The sequence below is a fragment of the Nocardioides sp. B129/18 genome (assembly GCF_055282735.1).
Genome location: NZ_JBUZJI010000022.1, coordinates 59,622 through 73,855, shown reverse-complemented (window position 1 = coordinate 73,855; position 14,234 = coordinate 59,622). Strand labels below are relative to the sequence as shown.

Genomic DNA, 14,234 nt, shown 5'->3' with positions numbered 1-14,234 from the left:
TCGCAGCCGCCCTCCTCGTCTCCCTCGTCCCGGCCGCGCAGGCCGCGACCTACCGTCACACCGACGCCACCGGCGACGTCCGCGTCACCACGCAGAACGTCGGCGGCGGCCCCGTCACCGAAGGCGGCCGCAAGTCCGGCGTCCGCCAGGGCGACATCACCTCCCTCACGGCGCAGCACACCCGCGACGGCGTGAAGGTCGCCACCGGGCTGCGGGCCCTCCCGTCGCTGTCCTACACCTGGCAGGCGCGGATCCTCACCTCCCGCGGCACCAACGTCTACGACCTGCGTCGCATCGTGCGCGACTCCGGCACCACCATCGAGCTGCGTCGCAACGGCCGCGTCGCCTCCTGCGAGGGCATCCGCGCCGTCCCGACCAGCAGCGGCATCGTCGGCTTCGTGCCGCGCGTCTGCCTCGGCACCCCGTACCGGGTGCGGATCGGCGCCGGCCTCGAGACGCTGCTCCCCGGCGGGTCCGACGACGTCTACACGCGCGGTCGCGACGACGCGCGCCGCGATGAGGGCGCCAGCCCCGGTCGGCCCCTCGTCAGCGGCTGGATCATCGGCAGCTGATCGCCACCGTCCACCCGCCTGACCCAGACACGCGGCGCGCCCAGGAGCCCCGGGGCGCGCCGTCGCGTTTCGGGGCCCCGCCCGGGGGCAGGCTCGCCACCATGATCTCTCGGACCAGCACCGGCCTCCGCGTCACCGCGGCCGCCGGCGTCGCCCTCGCCCTCGCCGCCGGGCTCGCACCCGCGGCCCAGGCCGCCACCTACCGCCACTCCGACCGCACCCAGGACGTCCGCGTCTACGAGGAGACCTCCGGCGGCGGCGCTCGCGACGCCGGCATCTCCCCGACGCTGCGCAACGGCGACCTCGGCGGCCTCACGATCACGCACGGCGCGACCGCGCTGAAGGTCGCCACCGGCCTGCGCGGCCCGGCGAACCTGTGGTCGGCGCGCATCGTCACGTCCAACGGAGTCACCTACCGCGCCGAGCGCTTCTCCAGCGGCGGCCAGACCTCCACCACCTTCAGCCGCGGCAGCACGGCCGTCGACTGCGCGGGCCTCTCGATCGTCCGCACCGACGCCGGCATGATCGCCACCGTCCCGCGCCGGTGCCTGGGCTCGACCTACCGCGTGCGGGTCGGCGTCTCCACCGTGGCGCTCCTCCCCGCCCGCGCGGGCAAGCAGCGCATCGGCGCCGACGACGCCCTCACCGCCGGCAGCACCAAGCGGGCCGACCCGCAGTACCCCACGCTGTCGTCGTGGGTGAACGCCCCGTCGTCCTGACGCCGGAGCACCACACACCAGCACGCGCATCGGGCGCGTGAGGGGCCTGTCGCTCAGAGCGCGGCGGCCACCCGGGTGCCCTGCTCGATCGCGCGCTTGGCGTCGAGCTCGGCGGCCAGGTCCGCGCCCCCGATGAGGTGCACGGCGGGCGCGTCCTCCTGCTCGGCGAGCGCGTCGAAGAGGCTGCGCACCGACTCCTGGCCGGCGCACAGCACCACGTGGTCGACCGGCAGCACGTGCGCGACGCCGTCGCGGGTGTAGTGCAGGCCCTCGTCGTCGACGCGGTCGTAGCCGACGCCGGTGACCTGGGTGACGCCGGCCTGCTTGAGCACCGCGCGGTGCGCCCAGCCGGAGGTCTTGCCGAGGTCCTTGCCGATCATCGAGGCCTTGCGCTGCAGCAGCGTCACCTCGCGCGCGGGCGTGCGCGGCTTGGGCTCGGTGAGCCCGCCTCGGTCGAGCGCGGGGTCGCCGACGCCCCAGTGGGCGCGCCAGTCCTCGTCGGTCTCGCCGTCCTGGTGGGTCAGCCAGTGGCTGACGTCGACGCCGATGCCGCCGGCGCCGACGACGGCCACGCGCCGTCCGGGCACGACCCGCCCCGAGAGCACGTCGGCGTAGCTGACGACGCTGGGGTGGTCGACGCCCTCGAGGGCCGGGATGCGCGGCTCGACGCCGGTGGCGACGACGACGTCGTCGAAGCCGCCGAGGTCACCGGCCTCCACCCGGGTCGAGAGCCGGACGTCGACGCCGAGCACCTCGAGGCGGCGGGTGAAGTAGCGCAGCGTCTCGGCGAAGTCCTCCTTGCCGGGCACGGCCATCGCGAGGCGGAACTGGCCGCCGAGGTGCTCCTGGGCCTCGAAGAGGGTCACCGCGTGGCCGCGCTCGGCGGCGCTGACGGCGGTGGCCAGGCCGGCGGGACCCGCGCCCACGACGGCGACGCTGCGGCGTCGACGGGTGGGGGAGAGCACCAGCGTGGTCTCGCGGCCCGCGCGCGGGTTGACCAGGCAGGAGACCTTCTTGCCGGCGAAGGCGTGGTCGAGGCAGGCCTGGTTGCAGGCGATGCAGGTGTTGATCTCGTCGGCACGGCCCTCGGCGGCCTTGCGCACGAACTCGGGGTCGGCCAGGAGCGGACGCGCCATCGAGACGAGGTCGGCCTCGCCGGCGGCGAGGATCTCCTCGGCCAGCTCGGGGGTGTTGATGCGGTTCGAGGCGCACACCGGCACCTCGACCTCGGCCTTGAGGCGGGCCGTCAGCGAGCGCCAGGCGCCGCGCGGCACCTGGGTGATGATCGTCGGCACCCGCGACTCGTGCCAGCCGATGCCGGTGTTGAGCACGGTGACGCCGGCGTCCTGCAGGCCGTGGGCGAGGGCGAGGGTCTCCTCCCACGTCTGGCCGTCCTCGACGAGGTCGATGAGCGAGATGCGGTAGATGATCGGGAAGTCCGCCGGGACGAGCTCGCGGGCGCGGCGCACGATCTCCAGCGGGAAGCGCATCCGACGCTCGGCGCTGCCGCCCCAGGCGTCGGTGCGGTCGTTGGTGCGCGCGGCGAGCATCTGGTTGATGAAGTAGCCCTCCGAGCCCATGATCTCGACCGCGTCGTAGCCGGCCGAGCGGGCCAGCGCCACCGAGCGGGCGAAGGCGGTGGCGGTCTCGTCGACCTCCTTCGCGCTCATGCGACGCGGCTTGAACGGGGTGATCGGCGACTTGCGCGTCGAGGCGCCGGCGCTGAGCGGGTGGTAGGCGTAGCGGCCGGCGTGAAGGATCTGCAGCGCGATCGCCCCGCCCTCGGCGTGCACGGCCTCGGTCGTGTCGCGATGGCGGGCGGCGTGCAGCCGGGTGCGCATCTCAGCGCCGAAGGGCAGCAGCCAGCCGCGTCGCGTCGGCGCGTGGCCGCCGGTGATCACGAGGCCGACGCCGCCCTTGGCGCGCTCGGCGAAGTAGGCCGCCACCTTCGCGCGGTCCCAGGGGTGGTCGTCGAGGCCGGTGTGCATCGAGCCCATGACCGCGCGGTTGCGCAGCGTGAGGCCGCCGAGCGTCAGCGGCTCGAGCAGGTGCGGGTACGGCGACGGCGCGTCGGACGTGCGGCCGGGGTTCTCGGTGGTCATGCGTGGGCCTCCAGGTACTCGGTGAGCCAGGCGACCCAGGTCTCCTCCATGAGGATGCCGCCGCGGAGCACGAGGTGCTGGTCGCGTTCGAGGCCGGCGAGGGTCGTGGGATCGGGGTAGTCGCGGGTCATCAGGTGTCGGTAGTGCGTCAGGCGGGTCTGGTGGTCGGCGAGCGCCGCGCGGACGACGTCGAGCACCTGCGCGCGGTCGCCGAAGCTGGCGCCGCGCATCTTCACCGCCAGGTCCGAGCGCAGGGGGTGGGGCTCGGTGGGCTCGGCCAGCCACGCCGCCAGGGCGCGATGCCCCTCCGGTGCGACCTCGTAGACCTTCTTCGCCGGCCTGCCCTGCTGCTCGACGGTGTGCGAGGCGAGCCAGCCGTCGTCGTCCATGCGCGCCAGCGTCCGGTAGATCTGCTGGTGCGTGGCCGACCAGAAGAACCCGATCGATCGGCTGAACCGCTTCGCCAGCTCCAGCCCCGACGCCGGCTGCTCGGCGAGCGCGACGAGCAGGGCGTGGTCCAGCGGCATGGGGCCAGGGTGACATGGGTGTGCAACTAGTTGCAAGAGGGGTGAGGGCTTCGGCGGCCAACCGCTGAAACCCACGGTTGGCGTTCGAACCTTCGAACGCCCACCGCAAGGTTCGGCGGCCAGCCGCCGAAGCTTCCAGAGCCACCGACCGGGGTTCCCGCCCGCGAAATATGAGTCGAGCCCTAGGATTCGGCCCATGCGCGCCCTCCTCCGCCCCGCCAGCACCGGCACGCTGGCCGCCCTCCTCCTCGCCGCCAGCCTCGCGGGCTGCGCCTCCACCGCCGACGAGACCGCCTCAGAGCCGAAGGCGTCCGCCTCGGCCGGCGAGACCGCCCAGCAGTGCGTCTCGAAGGTCGACCTCACGAAGTCCGGCCGCCTGACGATCGGCACCGACAGCCCGGCCTACGACCCGTGGTTCTCCGACGACGACCCCACCAACGGCAAGGGCTACGAGTCGGCCGTCGCCTACGCCGTCGCCGACCGCCTCGGGTTCGCCCGAGACGCCGTCGACTGGACCACGGTGCGCTTCAACACCTCCTACGCGCCCGGCCCGAAGTCCTTCGACTTCGACATCAACCAGATCTCGATCACCCCCGAGCGGGAGAAGGCCGTCGACTTCTCGAAGGGCTACTACTCCGCGGCGCAGGCCGTCATCGCGCTCAAGGGCAGCAAGGCCGCCTCGATCACCAGCCTCGCCGACCTCAAGGGCCTGCGCCTGGGCGCGCAGACCGGCACGACCTCGCTCACCGCGATCCGCGACGGCATCAAGCCCACCACCGACCCGTCGGTCTTCCAGGACACCAACGCCGCCAAGCAGGCGCTGCTCAACGACCAGGTCGACGCGATCCTCGCCGACCTGCCGACGGCCTTCTACATCACCGCCGTCGAGATCCCGAAGAGCACCATCGTCGGCCAGTTCCAGCCCGAGACCGGCGAGCAGGAGCAGTTCGGCCTGCTGCTGGCCAAGGGCAGCGCGCTCACCCCGTGCGTCGATCTCGCCCTCGACGAGCTCGAGAAGGACGGCACCCTGGCGAAGCTGGAGCAGCAGTGGCTCTCCGACGTCGTCGACGTGCCCGTCCTGAAGTGAGCATCGCCCCCGACGCCTGGCGCCCCAGCGACCGCGAGCTCGAGCGCCGGGCGATCCGCGCCCGTCAGCGTCGGCGCTCGCTCTCCATCGCGACCACCGCCTCGGTGCTGGTGATCGGCGGGCTCGTGCTCGCCGTCGTCACCAGCCCGGGGTGGCCCGCGGTGCAGCGGCTCTTCCTCGACGGCGGCCACGCCCGCGACTCCTTCCCGGGCATCGCCAGCCACTTCTGGCTCAACGTCCGGCTGTTCCTGATCTGCGAGGTCGCGATCCTCGCCCTCGGGCTGCTGGTGGCGCTGACGCGGGTCTCCCGCTCCCCGCTGCTCGCCCCGGCGCGGATCATCGCCGTCGTCTACACCGACGTCTTCCGCGGCATCCCGACGGTGCTGCTCGTGCTCATCCTCGGCTTCGGCGTCCCGGCCCTGCAGCTGGCAGGGCTGACGAGCAGTCGGACGGTGTGGGCCGGCGTCGCGCTCGTGCTGTCCTACGGCGCCTACGTCGCCGAGGTCTACCGCTCGGGCATCGAGTCGGTGCACCCCTCGCAGGTCGCCAGCGCCGAGGCGCTCGGCCTCTCGCGGGCGCAGACGCTGCGGCTGGTCGTCGTCCCGCAGGCGGTGCGCCGGGTGATCCCGCCGCTGCTCAACGACTTCGTCTCCCTGCAGAAGGACACGGCGCTGGTGTCGGTGCTCGGCGTCCTGGAGGCCGTCTTCTACGCCCAGGACTACGGCAACTACCAGTTCAACTACACCGCCTACGTCGTCGTCGCCGGCTTCTTCATCGCGCTCACGGTGCCCACCGCGCGGCTCACCGACTGGCTGACCGCCCGGGCGCGACGCCGCGAGCTGGCGGGCGTCCTGTGAGCGCCCCGCTGCTGCAGGTCCGCGGCCTGCGCAAGGCCTACGGCGAGCGCGTGGTGCTCGCCGACGTCGACCTCGACGTCGCCCGCGGTGACGTCGTGTGCCTCATCGGCTCCTCGGGCTCGGGCAAGTCGACGCTGCTGCGCTGCCTCAACCTCCTCGAGCCGATCGACGACGGCACCATCGCGCTCGAGGGCCGGGAGATCTCCGACCCCCTGGTCGACCCGCGCGAGGTGCGACGTCGCGTCGGCATGGTCTTCCAGGCCTACAACCTCTTCCCGCACCTCACCGTGCTGGAGAACTGCACCCTCGCGCCCCGCCACGTCCACGGCCTCTCGCGCCGTGAGGCCCGCGACCGGGCGCGCGACCTGCTCGACCGCTTCGGCCTGGCCGAGCACGCCGACAAGCACCCCGATCGCCTCTCCGGCGGCCAGCAGCAGCGCGCGGCCCTCGTCCGGGCGCTGTGCACCAGGCCAGACCTCCTGCTGCTCGACGAGATCACCGCCGCCCTCGATCCCGAGCGGGTCGGCGACGTCCTCGACGCCGTGCGCGAGCTCGCCGCCGGCGGCACCACCATGGTGCTGGCCACTCACGAGATGGCCTTCGCCCGCGACGTCGCCACCACCGTCTGCTTCCTCCACGAGGGCCGCATCCTCGAGTCGGGCCCCCCGTCGCAGGTCTTCACCGCTCCCCGTGAGGAGCGCACTCGCGGTTTTCTGCGGCGGGTGCTGGGGGAGTGAGGCCGGCAAGTTTCATCGGTTGACCGATGAAGCTTGCGCCTGCACGGTGAAGCTTCATCGGTCAACCGCCAGTTTCGTCGGCTGACCGATGAAACTGGGCGCCAGTCCCACTGTGACAGTAGTTCTGTCATGATCGCGACATGACCATCGAGCTGGGACAGGGAACGGGGCCGCTGCGGGGCCTGAAGGTCGTCGAGATCGCGGGCATCGGTCCCGGTCCGCACGCGTGCATGATCCTCGCCGACCTCGGCGCGGACGTGATCCGCGTCGAGCGGCCGGGCGGGCAGATGCTGGCCGGCGGGGCGACGATGCTGCTCAACCGCGGCCGGCCGAGCGTCGCCCTGAACCTCAAGGACCCCGAGGCGGCGAAGGTCGTGCTCGAGCTGGTCAAGGACGCCGACGTGCTCGTCGAGGGCATGCGGCCGGGCGTGTGCGAGCGGCTGGGCATCGGCCCCGAGGACTGCCACGCGGTCAACCCGCGGCTGGTCTACGGCCGGATGACCGGCTGGGGTCAGGACGGTCCGCTGGCGCAGGCGGCCGGCCACGACATGAACTACATCGCCATCACCGGCGCGCTCTTCGGGCTGGGCCAGGACAAGAGCCGACCGCACTTCCCGACGAACCTCGTCGGCGACTTCGGCGGCGGCTCCACCTACCTCGTCATCGGCATCCTCGCCGCCCTGCTGGAGGCGAAGGTCAGCGGCCAGGGCCAGGTCGTGGACGCCGCCATCGTCGACGGCACCGCCCACCTCAACGCGATGACCAACGCCTTCGCGGCCAGCGGCGGCTACCGCGAGGAGCGGGCGGCCAACCTCCTCGACGGCGGCGTCCCGTTCTACGACATCTACGAGACCTCCGACGGCAAGCACATGTCGGTGGGGGCGCTGGAGGGGCAGTTCTTCGACGCCCTGGTGACGATCCTCGGCGTCAAGGACACCTGCCCCGGGCAGGCCGACCTCGACCGGTACGACGAGATGCGTGCGGTGTTCGCCGAGACCTTCGCCTCGAAGACGCAGGCGGAGTGGATCGAGATCTTCGAGGGCACCGACGCGTGCGTGGCCGGCATCGTCCCGATCAGCGAGGCCGTGCAGCACCCGCACCTCGTGGCCCGCGAGACCTTCGTCGAGGCCCACGGGATGGTGCAGCCGCAGCCGGCGCCCCGCTTCTCGCGCACGACGGCGACCATCACGACGCCGCCGAGCAAGGCCGCGGGCGAGCACACCCGCGAAGCCCTCGAGGCCTGGGGGATCGGCGACGTCGACGACCTGCTCGCGCGGGGCGTCGCCGTGCAGGCCTGAGCTCCCGTCTGACGTGTCTCGCAGGTTCTGGAGCCGCCGGACCTGCGAGACACGCCGCACGGGAGTCAGTTACCCGGTCAGCCGGGTAATTGGGGCCGCGGCGCAGCCAGGTGACCCCCACCACACCCCCCTTGCTGAATATCTGTCAATAAGCGTACGCTCGGGTCATGCCCACCACTGAGCCCCAGCACGTCGACGTGCTGATCGTCGGCGCCGGCCTCTCCGGCATCGGCGCCGCCTGCCAGCTGAAGTCCGCCCACCCCGAGCGCACGCTGGCCGTGCTCGAGGCCCGCGAGGCCAGCGGCGGCACCTGGGACCTGTTCCGCTACCCCGGCATCCGGTCCGACTCCGACATGTTCACCTTCGGATACCGCTGGCGCCCCTGGCCCAGCCACACCTCGCTCGCCGACGGCGCGCTGATCCTCGACTACCTGCGCACGGTCGCGGAGGAGCACGGCGTCGACCGGCTCATCCGCTACCGCCACAAGGTCACCGGCGCCGAGTGGGACTCCGCCAGCGCGCGCTGGACGGTCACGGTCGACGTCGAGGGCGAGTCGCGTGAGCTCACCTGCAGCTTCCTGTGGGGCACCACCGGCTACTACGACTACGACGAGGGCCACCGTCCGCAGTTCCCGGACGAGGAGGCCTTCCAGGGCCAGATCGTGCACCCGCAGTTCTGGCCCGAGGACCTCGACTACACCGGCAAGAAGGTCGTCGTGATCGGCTCGGGCGCCACCGCGATCACCCTCCTGCCGTCGATGGCCGGCACGACCGAGCACATCACGATGCTCCAGCGCACCCCCACCTACATCCTCCCGCAGCCCGGCGAGGACGAGCTCTCCAAGCGCCTGGACTTCCTGCCGTTCAAGGTGAAGTACCCGATCGTGCGCTGGACCAACGTCATGCGCCTGGTCGCCAGCTACCAGCTCGCGCGCCGCTACCCCGCGCAGGCGACGAAGTTCGTGCGCCGCTTCACCGAGCGCCAGCTGCCCGAGGGCGTCTCCTACGACGAGAACTTCCAGCCGCCCTACGCCCCGTGGGACCAGCGTCTGTGCGTCGTGCCGAACTCCGACCTGTTCCGCGCCCTGCGCGCTGGCACCGCGTCGGTCGTCACCGGCCGGATCAAGGCCTTCGACGCCACCGGCATCGTGCTGGAGTCCGGCGAGCACCTCGACGCCGACATCATCGTCACCGCCACCGGCCTGAAGCTGAAGCTCTTCGGCGGCATCGGGCTGACCATCGACGGCGAGAAGCTCGACCCGTCCACGACGATGGCCTACAAGGCGCTCATGCTCAGCGGCGTGCCGAACTTCGCCTACACGATCGGCTACACCAACGCCTCGTGGACGCTGAAGGCCGACCTCGTCGCCGACTACGTCAACCGCCTGCTGACCCACATGGACGAGCACGGCAAGAAGGTCGTCGTGCCCGTGCGTGACGAGTCCGTCGGCGAGCGCCCGTTCATGGACCTCGCCTCGGGCTACATCCAGCGTGCGCTGGACGGCCTGCCCTCCCAGGGCGACCGCGCCCCGTGGGCGCTGAAGCAGAACTACCTCACCGACATCCGCACCATCCGTCGGGACAAGATCGACGACGGCGTCCTCTCCTTCTCCTGAGGACCTGCGACAGCAGCCTGAGCATCGCCTGAGAGCCCGGGTCGCCCACCCCTTCGAGAGTGTGGGCGGCCCGGGCTCTGGCGAGGCTGAGGGTGTCGGCGGATCACACGGATCCGCCCCGTATGGAGGTGGAAGCAATGGGCTTCGCGGACAAGATCTCGAACAAGGCCGAGGACCTGACGGGCAAGGGCAAGGAGGCCGCTGGCAAGGCCACCGGCAACGAGCAGCTCGAGGCCGAGGGCAAGGGCGACCAGGCCAAGGCCTCCATCAAGGACGGCATCGAGAAGGTCAAGGACGCCGTCACGGACATCAAGGACGGCCTGAAGAAGTGACCTCGCGACGGGCCGCCCCTCCTGGGGGCGGCCCGTCCGTGCGTCCGGGATCGATCACTGGTCGCCTCCCCGGACCCGACGGGTCGCCACCTAGGCTCGGGCGCGTGAGGACCCTCTCCGCGCTGATGCGCCGCTCGCTGTGGGACGTCGTCCCGCGCGACCAGCGCGACACCCCCGCCGGCCTGCGCCGGCGGCAGTGGGTGACGGCCGGCTTCCTGGTGCTCGGTGGCGCCGTCCTCGCGGTCTCCCTGCGCATCGAGCCGGGCAGCGCCTGGTTCTATCCCGCGACGCTGCTGCTCGCCGGAGTCTGGATCGCCGGCGCGTTCACGTCGGGCCGGCTCCACCTGGGACGCATCGCCGACCTCGACCGGCCCGGCGGCCTCGAGCGTCCGGTGCTGCCGCCGTTCGCGCTCGGCGCGGCGATGGTGGCCGTCTTCGTCGCCGGCGCGCTGCTGGTGCGGGGGCTCTCGTTCCTCCAGCCGCTGGAGGACCAGATCACCAACGTCCTCGACCTCGCCAACGCCGGCTCGCTGCCGATCCTCGTGCTCATCACCGCGATCAACGGCGTCGCCGAGGAGCTCTTCTTCCGCGGTGCGGCCTACGCCGCCATCCCGCGCCACCCCGTGCTGTGGACGACGGTCGCGTACACGATCGCGACGCTGGCCACCGGCAACGTGATGCTGAGCTTCGCGGCCCTGCTCCTGGGTCTGGTCGCAGGCCTGCAGCGGCGGGCGTCCGGGGGCATCCTGGCGCCGATCATCACGCACCTGACGTGGTCGCTGTCGATGCTCTTCCTGCTGCCCGCGATCTTCTCCTGAGCCTCTTGTGAAGATTTTCACGAATCTCTTGTGAAGACGTTCACAAGAGGTTCTTCCGGGGCGTCCCCCGGCGTAGCGTCGAAGACGTGGCTTCCCTACCCGACCTGAACGCGCTGGTCACGCATCCGGCGCTCGCGCCGCTGGTCACGGCCTCCTCCGATCCGGCGGGCCTCCTCCCGGCCCGCGAGCAGATGGCGCTTTCGCTGGGCTGGCACATCGTGCTGGCCTGCTTCGGCGTCGCCTTCCCCTCGATGATCCTGCTGGCCCACTGGCGCGGCGCCTGGCGCGGCGACGAGGGCGCGATGCTGCTGGCCCGACGCTGGTCGAAGGTCTCCGGCGTCCTGTTCGCCATCGGCGCCGTCTCCGGCACGGTGCTCAGCTTCGAGCTCGGCCTGCTGTGGCCCGGCCTCATGGGCACCTTCGGCGACGTGCTCGGCCTGCCGTTCGCCTTCGAGGGCCTCTCGTTCTTCGTCGAGGCGATCTTCCTGGGCATGTACCTCTACGGCTGGGGTCGACTGAACCCCAAGGTGCACGCGCTGCTGCTGCTGCCGATGGCCGCGGCCGGCGTCTTCGGCACCTTCTGCGTGCTCTCGGTGAACGCCTGGATGAACGACCCCACCGGCTTCCGGATCGTCGACGGGAAGGTCGTCGACGTCGACCCCTGGGCGGCCTTCCTGAACGACCAGGTCTGGCTGCAGTTCCTGCACATGTGGGTGGCGGCGTTCATGGTCGTCGGCTTCGCGGTGGCCTCGGTCTACGCCGTCGGCATGCTGCGCGGCCGCCACGACCGGCACCACCGCCTCGGGTTCGGCATCGGGTTCGGCTTCGCCACGGCCGCCGCCCTCGCCCAGCCCCTCGTCGGCCACGTCCTCGGCCTGCGGGTCGCGAGCACCCAGCCGGCCAAGCTGGCGGCCTTCGAGCTGGCCACCGAGACGGAGAGCCCCTCCCCGCTGCGGCTGGGCGGCGTCCTGGTCGACGGGAAGGTGCGCGGCTCGATCGACATCCCCGGGCTCGGCTCGATCATCGCCCGCAACTCCTTCACCAAGCCCGTGCAGGGCCTCGACACGATCCCCGCCGCCGACCGGCCGCCGGTCAACATCACCCACCTGGCCTTCCAGTCGATGGTCGGCATCGGGACGCTGCTGGCCGCGCTCGTCGTCGGGTACTGGCTGCTGCGCTGGCGGCGTCGCGACCTGCTCGACCCCGCCCAGCGGCTGCACCGCCCGTTCCTGCGGCTGATGGCGCTCTCCGGCGTGCTGGCCGTCGTCGCCCTCGAGGCCGGCTGGGTGGCCACCGAGGTCGGTCGCCAGCCCTGGATCGTCTACGGCGTCATGCGCACCACGGAGGCCGCCGGCGACAACCCCGGGCTGTGGTGGCTCTACGGCTTCAGCGTCGTGCTCTACGCCTCGATGACGATCGGCGCCGTGGTCGTGCTGCGCTCGATGGCCCGCCGCTGGCGCGCGGGCGAGGAGGACCTGCCCTCGCCCTACGGCCCCGAGCCCGCGACCCCGGGCGAGGGCGACCGCGAGCCGGTCGGAGCGGGCCGATGATCCTCGGCATCGGCACCGACGTGCTGGTCGCTGCGGCCCTGTTCACCGGCGTCCTGGCCTACGCCGTCTTCGGCGGCGCCGACTTCGGCTCCGGACTCTACGACCTCACCGCCGGCGACGCCCGCCGCGGGGCCGCGCTGCGCACCCGCGTCGACCACAGCCTCGGCCCGGTGTGGGAGGCCAACCACGTGTGGCTGATCTTCGTGATGGTCGTGTGGTGGACCGGCTTCCCGCGGGCCTTCGCCGCGGCCATGGACACCCTGATGATCCCGATGCTCCTCGCGCTGCTGGGCATCGTCCTGCGGGGTGCGGCCTTCGCCTTCCGCAAGCACGCCGCCGACCTGCGTCAGGCGCGGTTCTTCGGCGCGGTCTTCGCGCTCTCCTCGGTGCTGACGCCGTTCTTCCTCGGCACCGTGGCCGGCGCGATCGCCTCGGGCCGGGTGCCCTTCGACGAGCGCGGCGACCGTCTGGGCTCCTGGATCAACCCGACCTCCCTGGTGGGCGGCGTCGTCGCGGTCGGCACCTGCGCCTTCCTCGCGGGCGTCTTCCTCACCGCCGACGCCGTGCGTGGCGGGGAGGCCGAGCTCGGCGCCTGGCTGCGGCGCCGCACCCTCGTCGTCGGCGGCGTCACCGGCGTCGCGGTGGTGGCCGGACTCATCCCGCTGCACGACGACGCCCCCGTGCTGTGGGCCGGCCTCACCGGCCGCGCGCTGCCGGTCATCGTCGTCGCCCTGGCCGCGGGCGTCGCGACGATGGGGCTGCTGCTGACGCACCGGGCCTCGCTCGCGCGGGTGCCCGCGGTGGTGGCGGTGCTCGCGGTGCTCTCCGGGTGGGGCATCGGCCAGTACCCCTGGCTGCTGGTCGGCCACGCCACGATCAGCGAGGCGGCGGGGGCGTCGGCCACGCAGGCAGCGCTGCTGATCGCCGTGCTCATCGCCGGCGTCATCGTGCTGCCGTGCCTGGCCGCGCTGCTCTGGCTGACCCAGACCGACCACCGAGCCGCGCACGGCGGGGGAGCGGCCGGCCACGGCGGACCGGAAGCGGCTCAGGCGGGGACGGCGGCGGAGTCGGCCTCGGCGAGCGCGCGACGCACGGCCTCGGCGTAGCACAGCGGCTCGCCCGGGACGACCTGGCGGATCGAGGTGTCGCGCTGCACGACCTCGGTGCGCATCGACTCGATGAGGTTGCCGGCGGTGACGACGTCGACGCCGGTGATCATCTTGATCCAGTACTGCGAGAGCAGCGGGGTGCCCACCGGCAGCTGGATGATCGGGATCCGGCGTCCGCGCATCACCTGCGCGGCCTCCTGCAGCATGCCGCGGTAGGAGAGCTGGTCGGCGCCGCCGATGTCGAAGGTGCGGCCCAGGGCGTCGTCGTGGCCGACCACGCCTACGAGGTAGCGGACGACGTCGTCGATCGCGATCGGCTGGGTGCGGGTGGCCGCCCACCGTGGGACGACCATCGCCGGCAGGTGGTGGACCAGCTGGCGGGTCATCTCCCAGGAGATGCCGCCGTCGCCGACGACGATGGCCGCACGCAGCACGGTGACCGGCACGCCGGCCTGCGCGAGCAGCGTCTCGACCTCGCGCCGTGAGCGCAGGTGCGGGCTGAGGTCGTGGTCGTCGTCGGAGCCGAGGCCGCCGAGGTAGACGATCTGGCGCACGCCGGCGTCGGAGGCGGCCTGCCCGAAGGCCCGGGCGGCGTCGGCGTCCTTGCGCTCGAAGTCGTGATCGTCGAGGGCGTGCACGAGGTAGATCGCGACGTCGCAGCCGGCCAGGGCCTCGGCCAGGGAGTCGGGCTCGCCGACGTCGCCGTAGACGGCGTCGGCGGGGCCGTCGTAGTCGAAGGGGCGTCGGGTCATCGCCCGGACCTCGTGGCCGGCCTCGAGCAGGCCCGGCACCAGGCGGCGCCCGACGAAGCCGGTGGCGCCGGTGACCAGCACCCGGCCGGGAGTGGGGCGTGCGGTGTCGTCGGTGCTCACACCTCGACGGTAGGTCACGCCTGGGCGGGTGTCGTCCC

General features: G+C 72.4%; 14 protein-coding genes. 11 read left to right on the top strand and 3 right to left on the bottom strand.

Going from position 1 to position 14,234, the window contains the following annotated elements:
* Positions 1 to 572: hypothetical protein (locus ACZDWJ_RS15195; RefSeq protein ID WP_463522140.1), on the top strand; the 572-nt coding region annotated here is incomplete at its 5' end.
* 101 nt (positions 573 to 673) lie between these two features.
* Positions 674 to 1,291, top strand: a complete 618-nt coding sequence (locus ACZDWJ_RS15190; RefSeq protein ID WP_463522138.1) for a hypothetical protein — start codon at positions 674 to 676, stop codon at positions 1,289 to 1,291.
* A 53-nt stretch (positions 1,292 to 1,344) separates the two neighbouring features.
* On the opposite strand, the gene ACZDWJ_RS15185 is transcribed toward ACZDWJ_RS15190, so the two are convergent.
* Entirely contained in the window at positions 1,345 to 3,393 is a 2,049-nt protein-coding gene (locus ACZDWJ_RS15185; protein ID WP_463522136.1) for an NADPH-dependent 2,4-dienoyl-CoA reductase, read from the bottom strand.
* On the bottom strand, positions 3,390 to 3,920 hold the full coding sequence (locus ACZDWJ_RS15180; RefSeq protein WP_463522134.1) for a PadR family transcriptional regulator: 531 nt from the start codon (positions 3,918 to 3,920) through the stop codon (positions 3,390 to 3,392). Before ACZDWJ_RS15180 ends, ACZDWJ_RS15185 begins: the two co-directional genes overlap by 4 nt.
* A gap of 196 nt (positions 3,921 to 4,116) precedes the next feature.
* On the opposite strand from ACZDWJ_RS15180, the gene ACZDWJ_RS15175 reads away from it, so the two are divergent.
* The 9 genes from ACZDWJ_RS15175 (at position 4,117) to ACZDWJ_RS15135 (ending at position 13,321) form a co-directional block, all read left to right on the top strand.
* Entirely contained in the window at positions 4,117 to 5,007 is an 891-nt protein-coding gene (locus ACZDWJ_RS15175; RefSeq protein WP_463522132.1) for an ABC transporter substrate-binding protein, read from the top strand.
* A complete protein-coding gene (locus tag ACZDWJ_RS15170; RefSeq protein WP_463522130.1) occupies positions 5,004 to 5,864 on the top strand; it encodes an amino acid ABC transporter permease in 861 nt (286 codons plus the stop codon). The genes ACZDWJ_RS15175 and ACZDWJ_RS15170 overlap by 4 nt, the downstream gene beginning before the upstream one ends.
* Positions 5,861 to 6,601, top strand: a complete 741-nt coding sequence (locus ACZDWJ_RS15165; RefSeq protein ID WP_463522128.1) for an amino acid ABC transporter ATP-binding protein — start codon at positions 5,861 to 5,863, stop codon at positions 6,599 to 6,601. The genes ACZDWJ_RS15170 and ACZDWJ_RS15165 overlap by 4 nt, the downstream gene beginning before the upstream one ends.
* Positions 6,602 to 6,741: 140 nt before the next feature.
* Positions 6,742 to 7,899 carry a CaiB/BaiF CoA transferase family protein gene (locus tag ACZDWJ_RS15160; RefSeq protein WP_463522126.1) on the top strand — a complete coding sequence of 386 codons (1,158 nt, stop codon included), beginning with the start codon at positions 6,742 to 6,744 and terminating at the stop codon, positions 7,897 to 7,899.
* A gap of 167 nt (positions 7,900 to 8,066) precedes the next feature.
* Positions 8,067 to 9,515 (top strand): flavin-containing monooxygenase, encoded by a 1,449-nt coding sequence (locus tag ACZDWJ_RS15155; protein WP_463522124.1) that lies wholly within the window; start codon positions 8,067 to 8,069, stop codon positions 9,513 to 9,515.
* A 137-nt stretch (positions 9,516 to 9,652) separates the two neighbouring features.
* Entirely contained in the window at positions 9,653 to 9,847 is a 195-nt protein-coding gene (locus ACZDWJ_RS15150) for a CsbD family protein (RefSeq protein WP_463522122.1), read from the top strand.
* A 104-nt stretch (positions 9,848 to 9,951) separates the two neighbouring features.
* Positions 9,952 to 10,665: a CPBP family glutamic-type intramembrane protease gene (locus ACZDWJ_RS15145; protein ID WP_463522120.1), complete on the top strand. Its 714-nt coding sequence runs from the start codon at positions 9,952 to 9,954 to the stop codon at positions 10,663 to 10,665.
* Between the two features lie 86 nt (positions 10,666 to 10,751).
* Positions 10,752 to 12,215, top strand: coding sequence for a cytochrome ubiquinol oxidase subunit I (locus ACZDWJ_RS15140; RefSeq protein WP_463522118.1), 1,464 nt, complete (start codon positions 10,752 to 10,754; stop codon positions 12,213 to 12,215).
* The gene (locus ACZDWJ_RS15135) at positions 12,212 to 13,321 is read left to right on the top strand and encodes a cytochrome d ubiquinol oxidase subunit II (RefSeq protein ID WP_463522116.1); all 1,110 of its coding nucleotides are present in this window, start codon (positions 12,212 to 12,214) and stop codon (positions 13,319 to 13,321) included. The genes ACZDWJ_RS15140 and ACZDWJ_RS15135 overlap by 4 nt, the downstream gene beginning before the upstream one ends.
* Here the strand turns inward: ACZDWJ_RS15135 and ACZDWJ_RS15130 are convergent.
* Positions 13,261 to 14,196: an NAD(P)H-binding protein gene (locus ACZDWJ_RS15130; protein ID WP_463522114.1), complete on the bottom strand. Its 936-nt coding sequence runs from the start codon at positions 14,194 to 14,196 to the stop codon at positions 13,261 to 13,263. The genes ACZDWJ_RS15135 and ACZDWJ_RS15130 overlap by 61 nt on opposite strands.
* Positions 14,197 to 14,234: the final 38 nt, after the last annotated feature.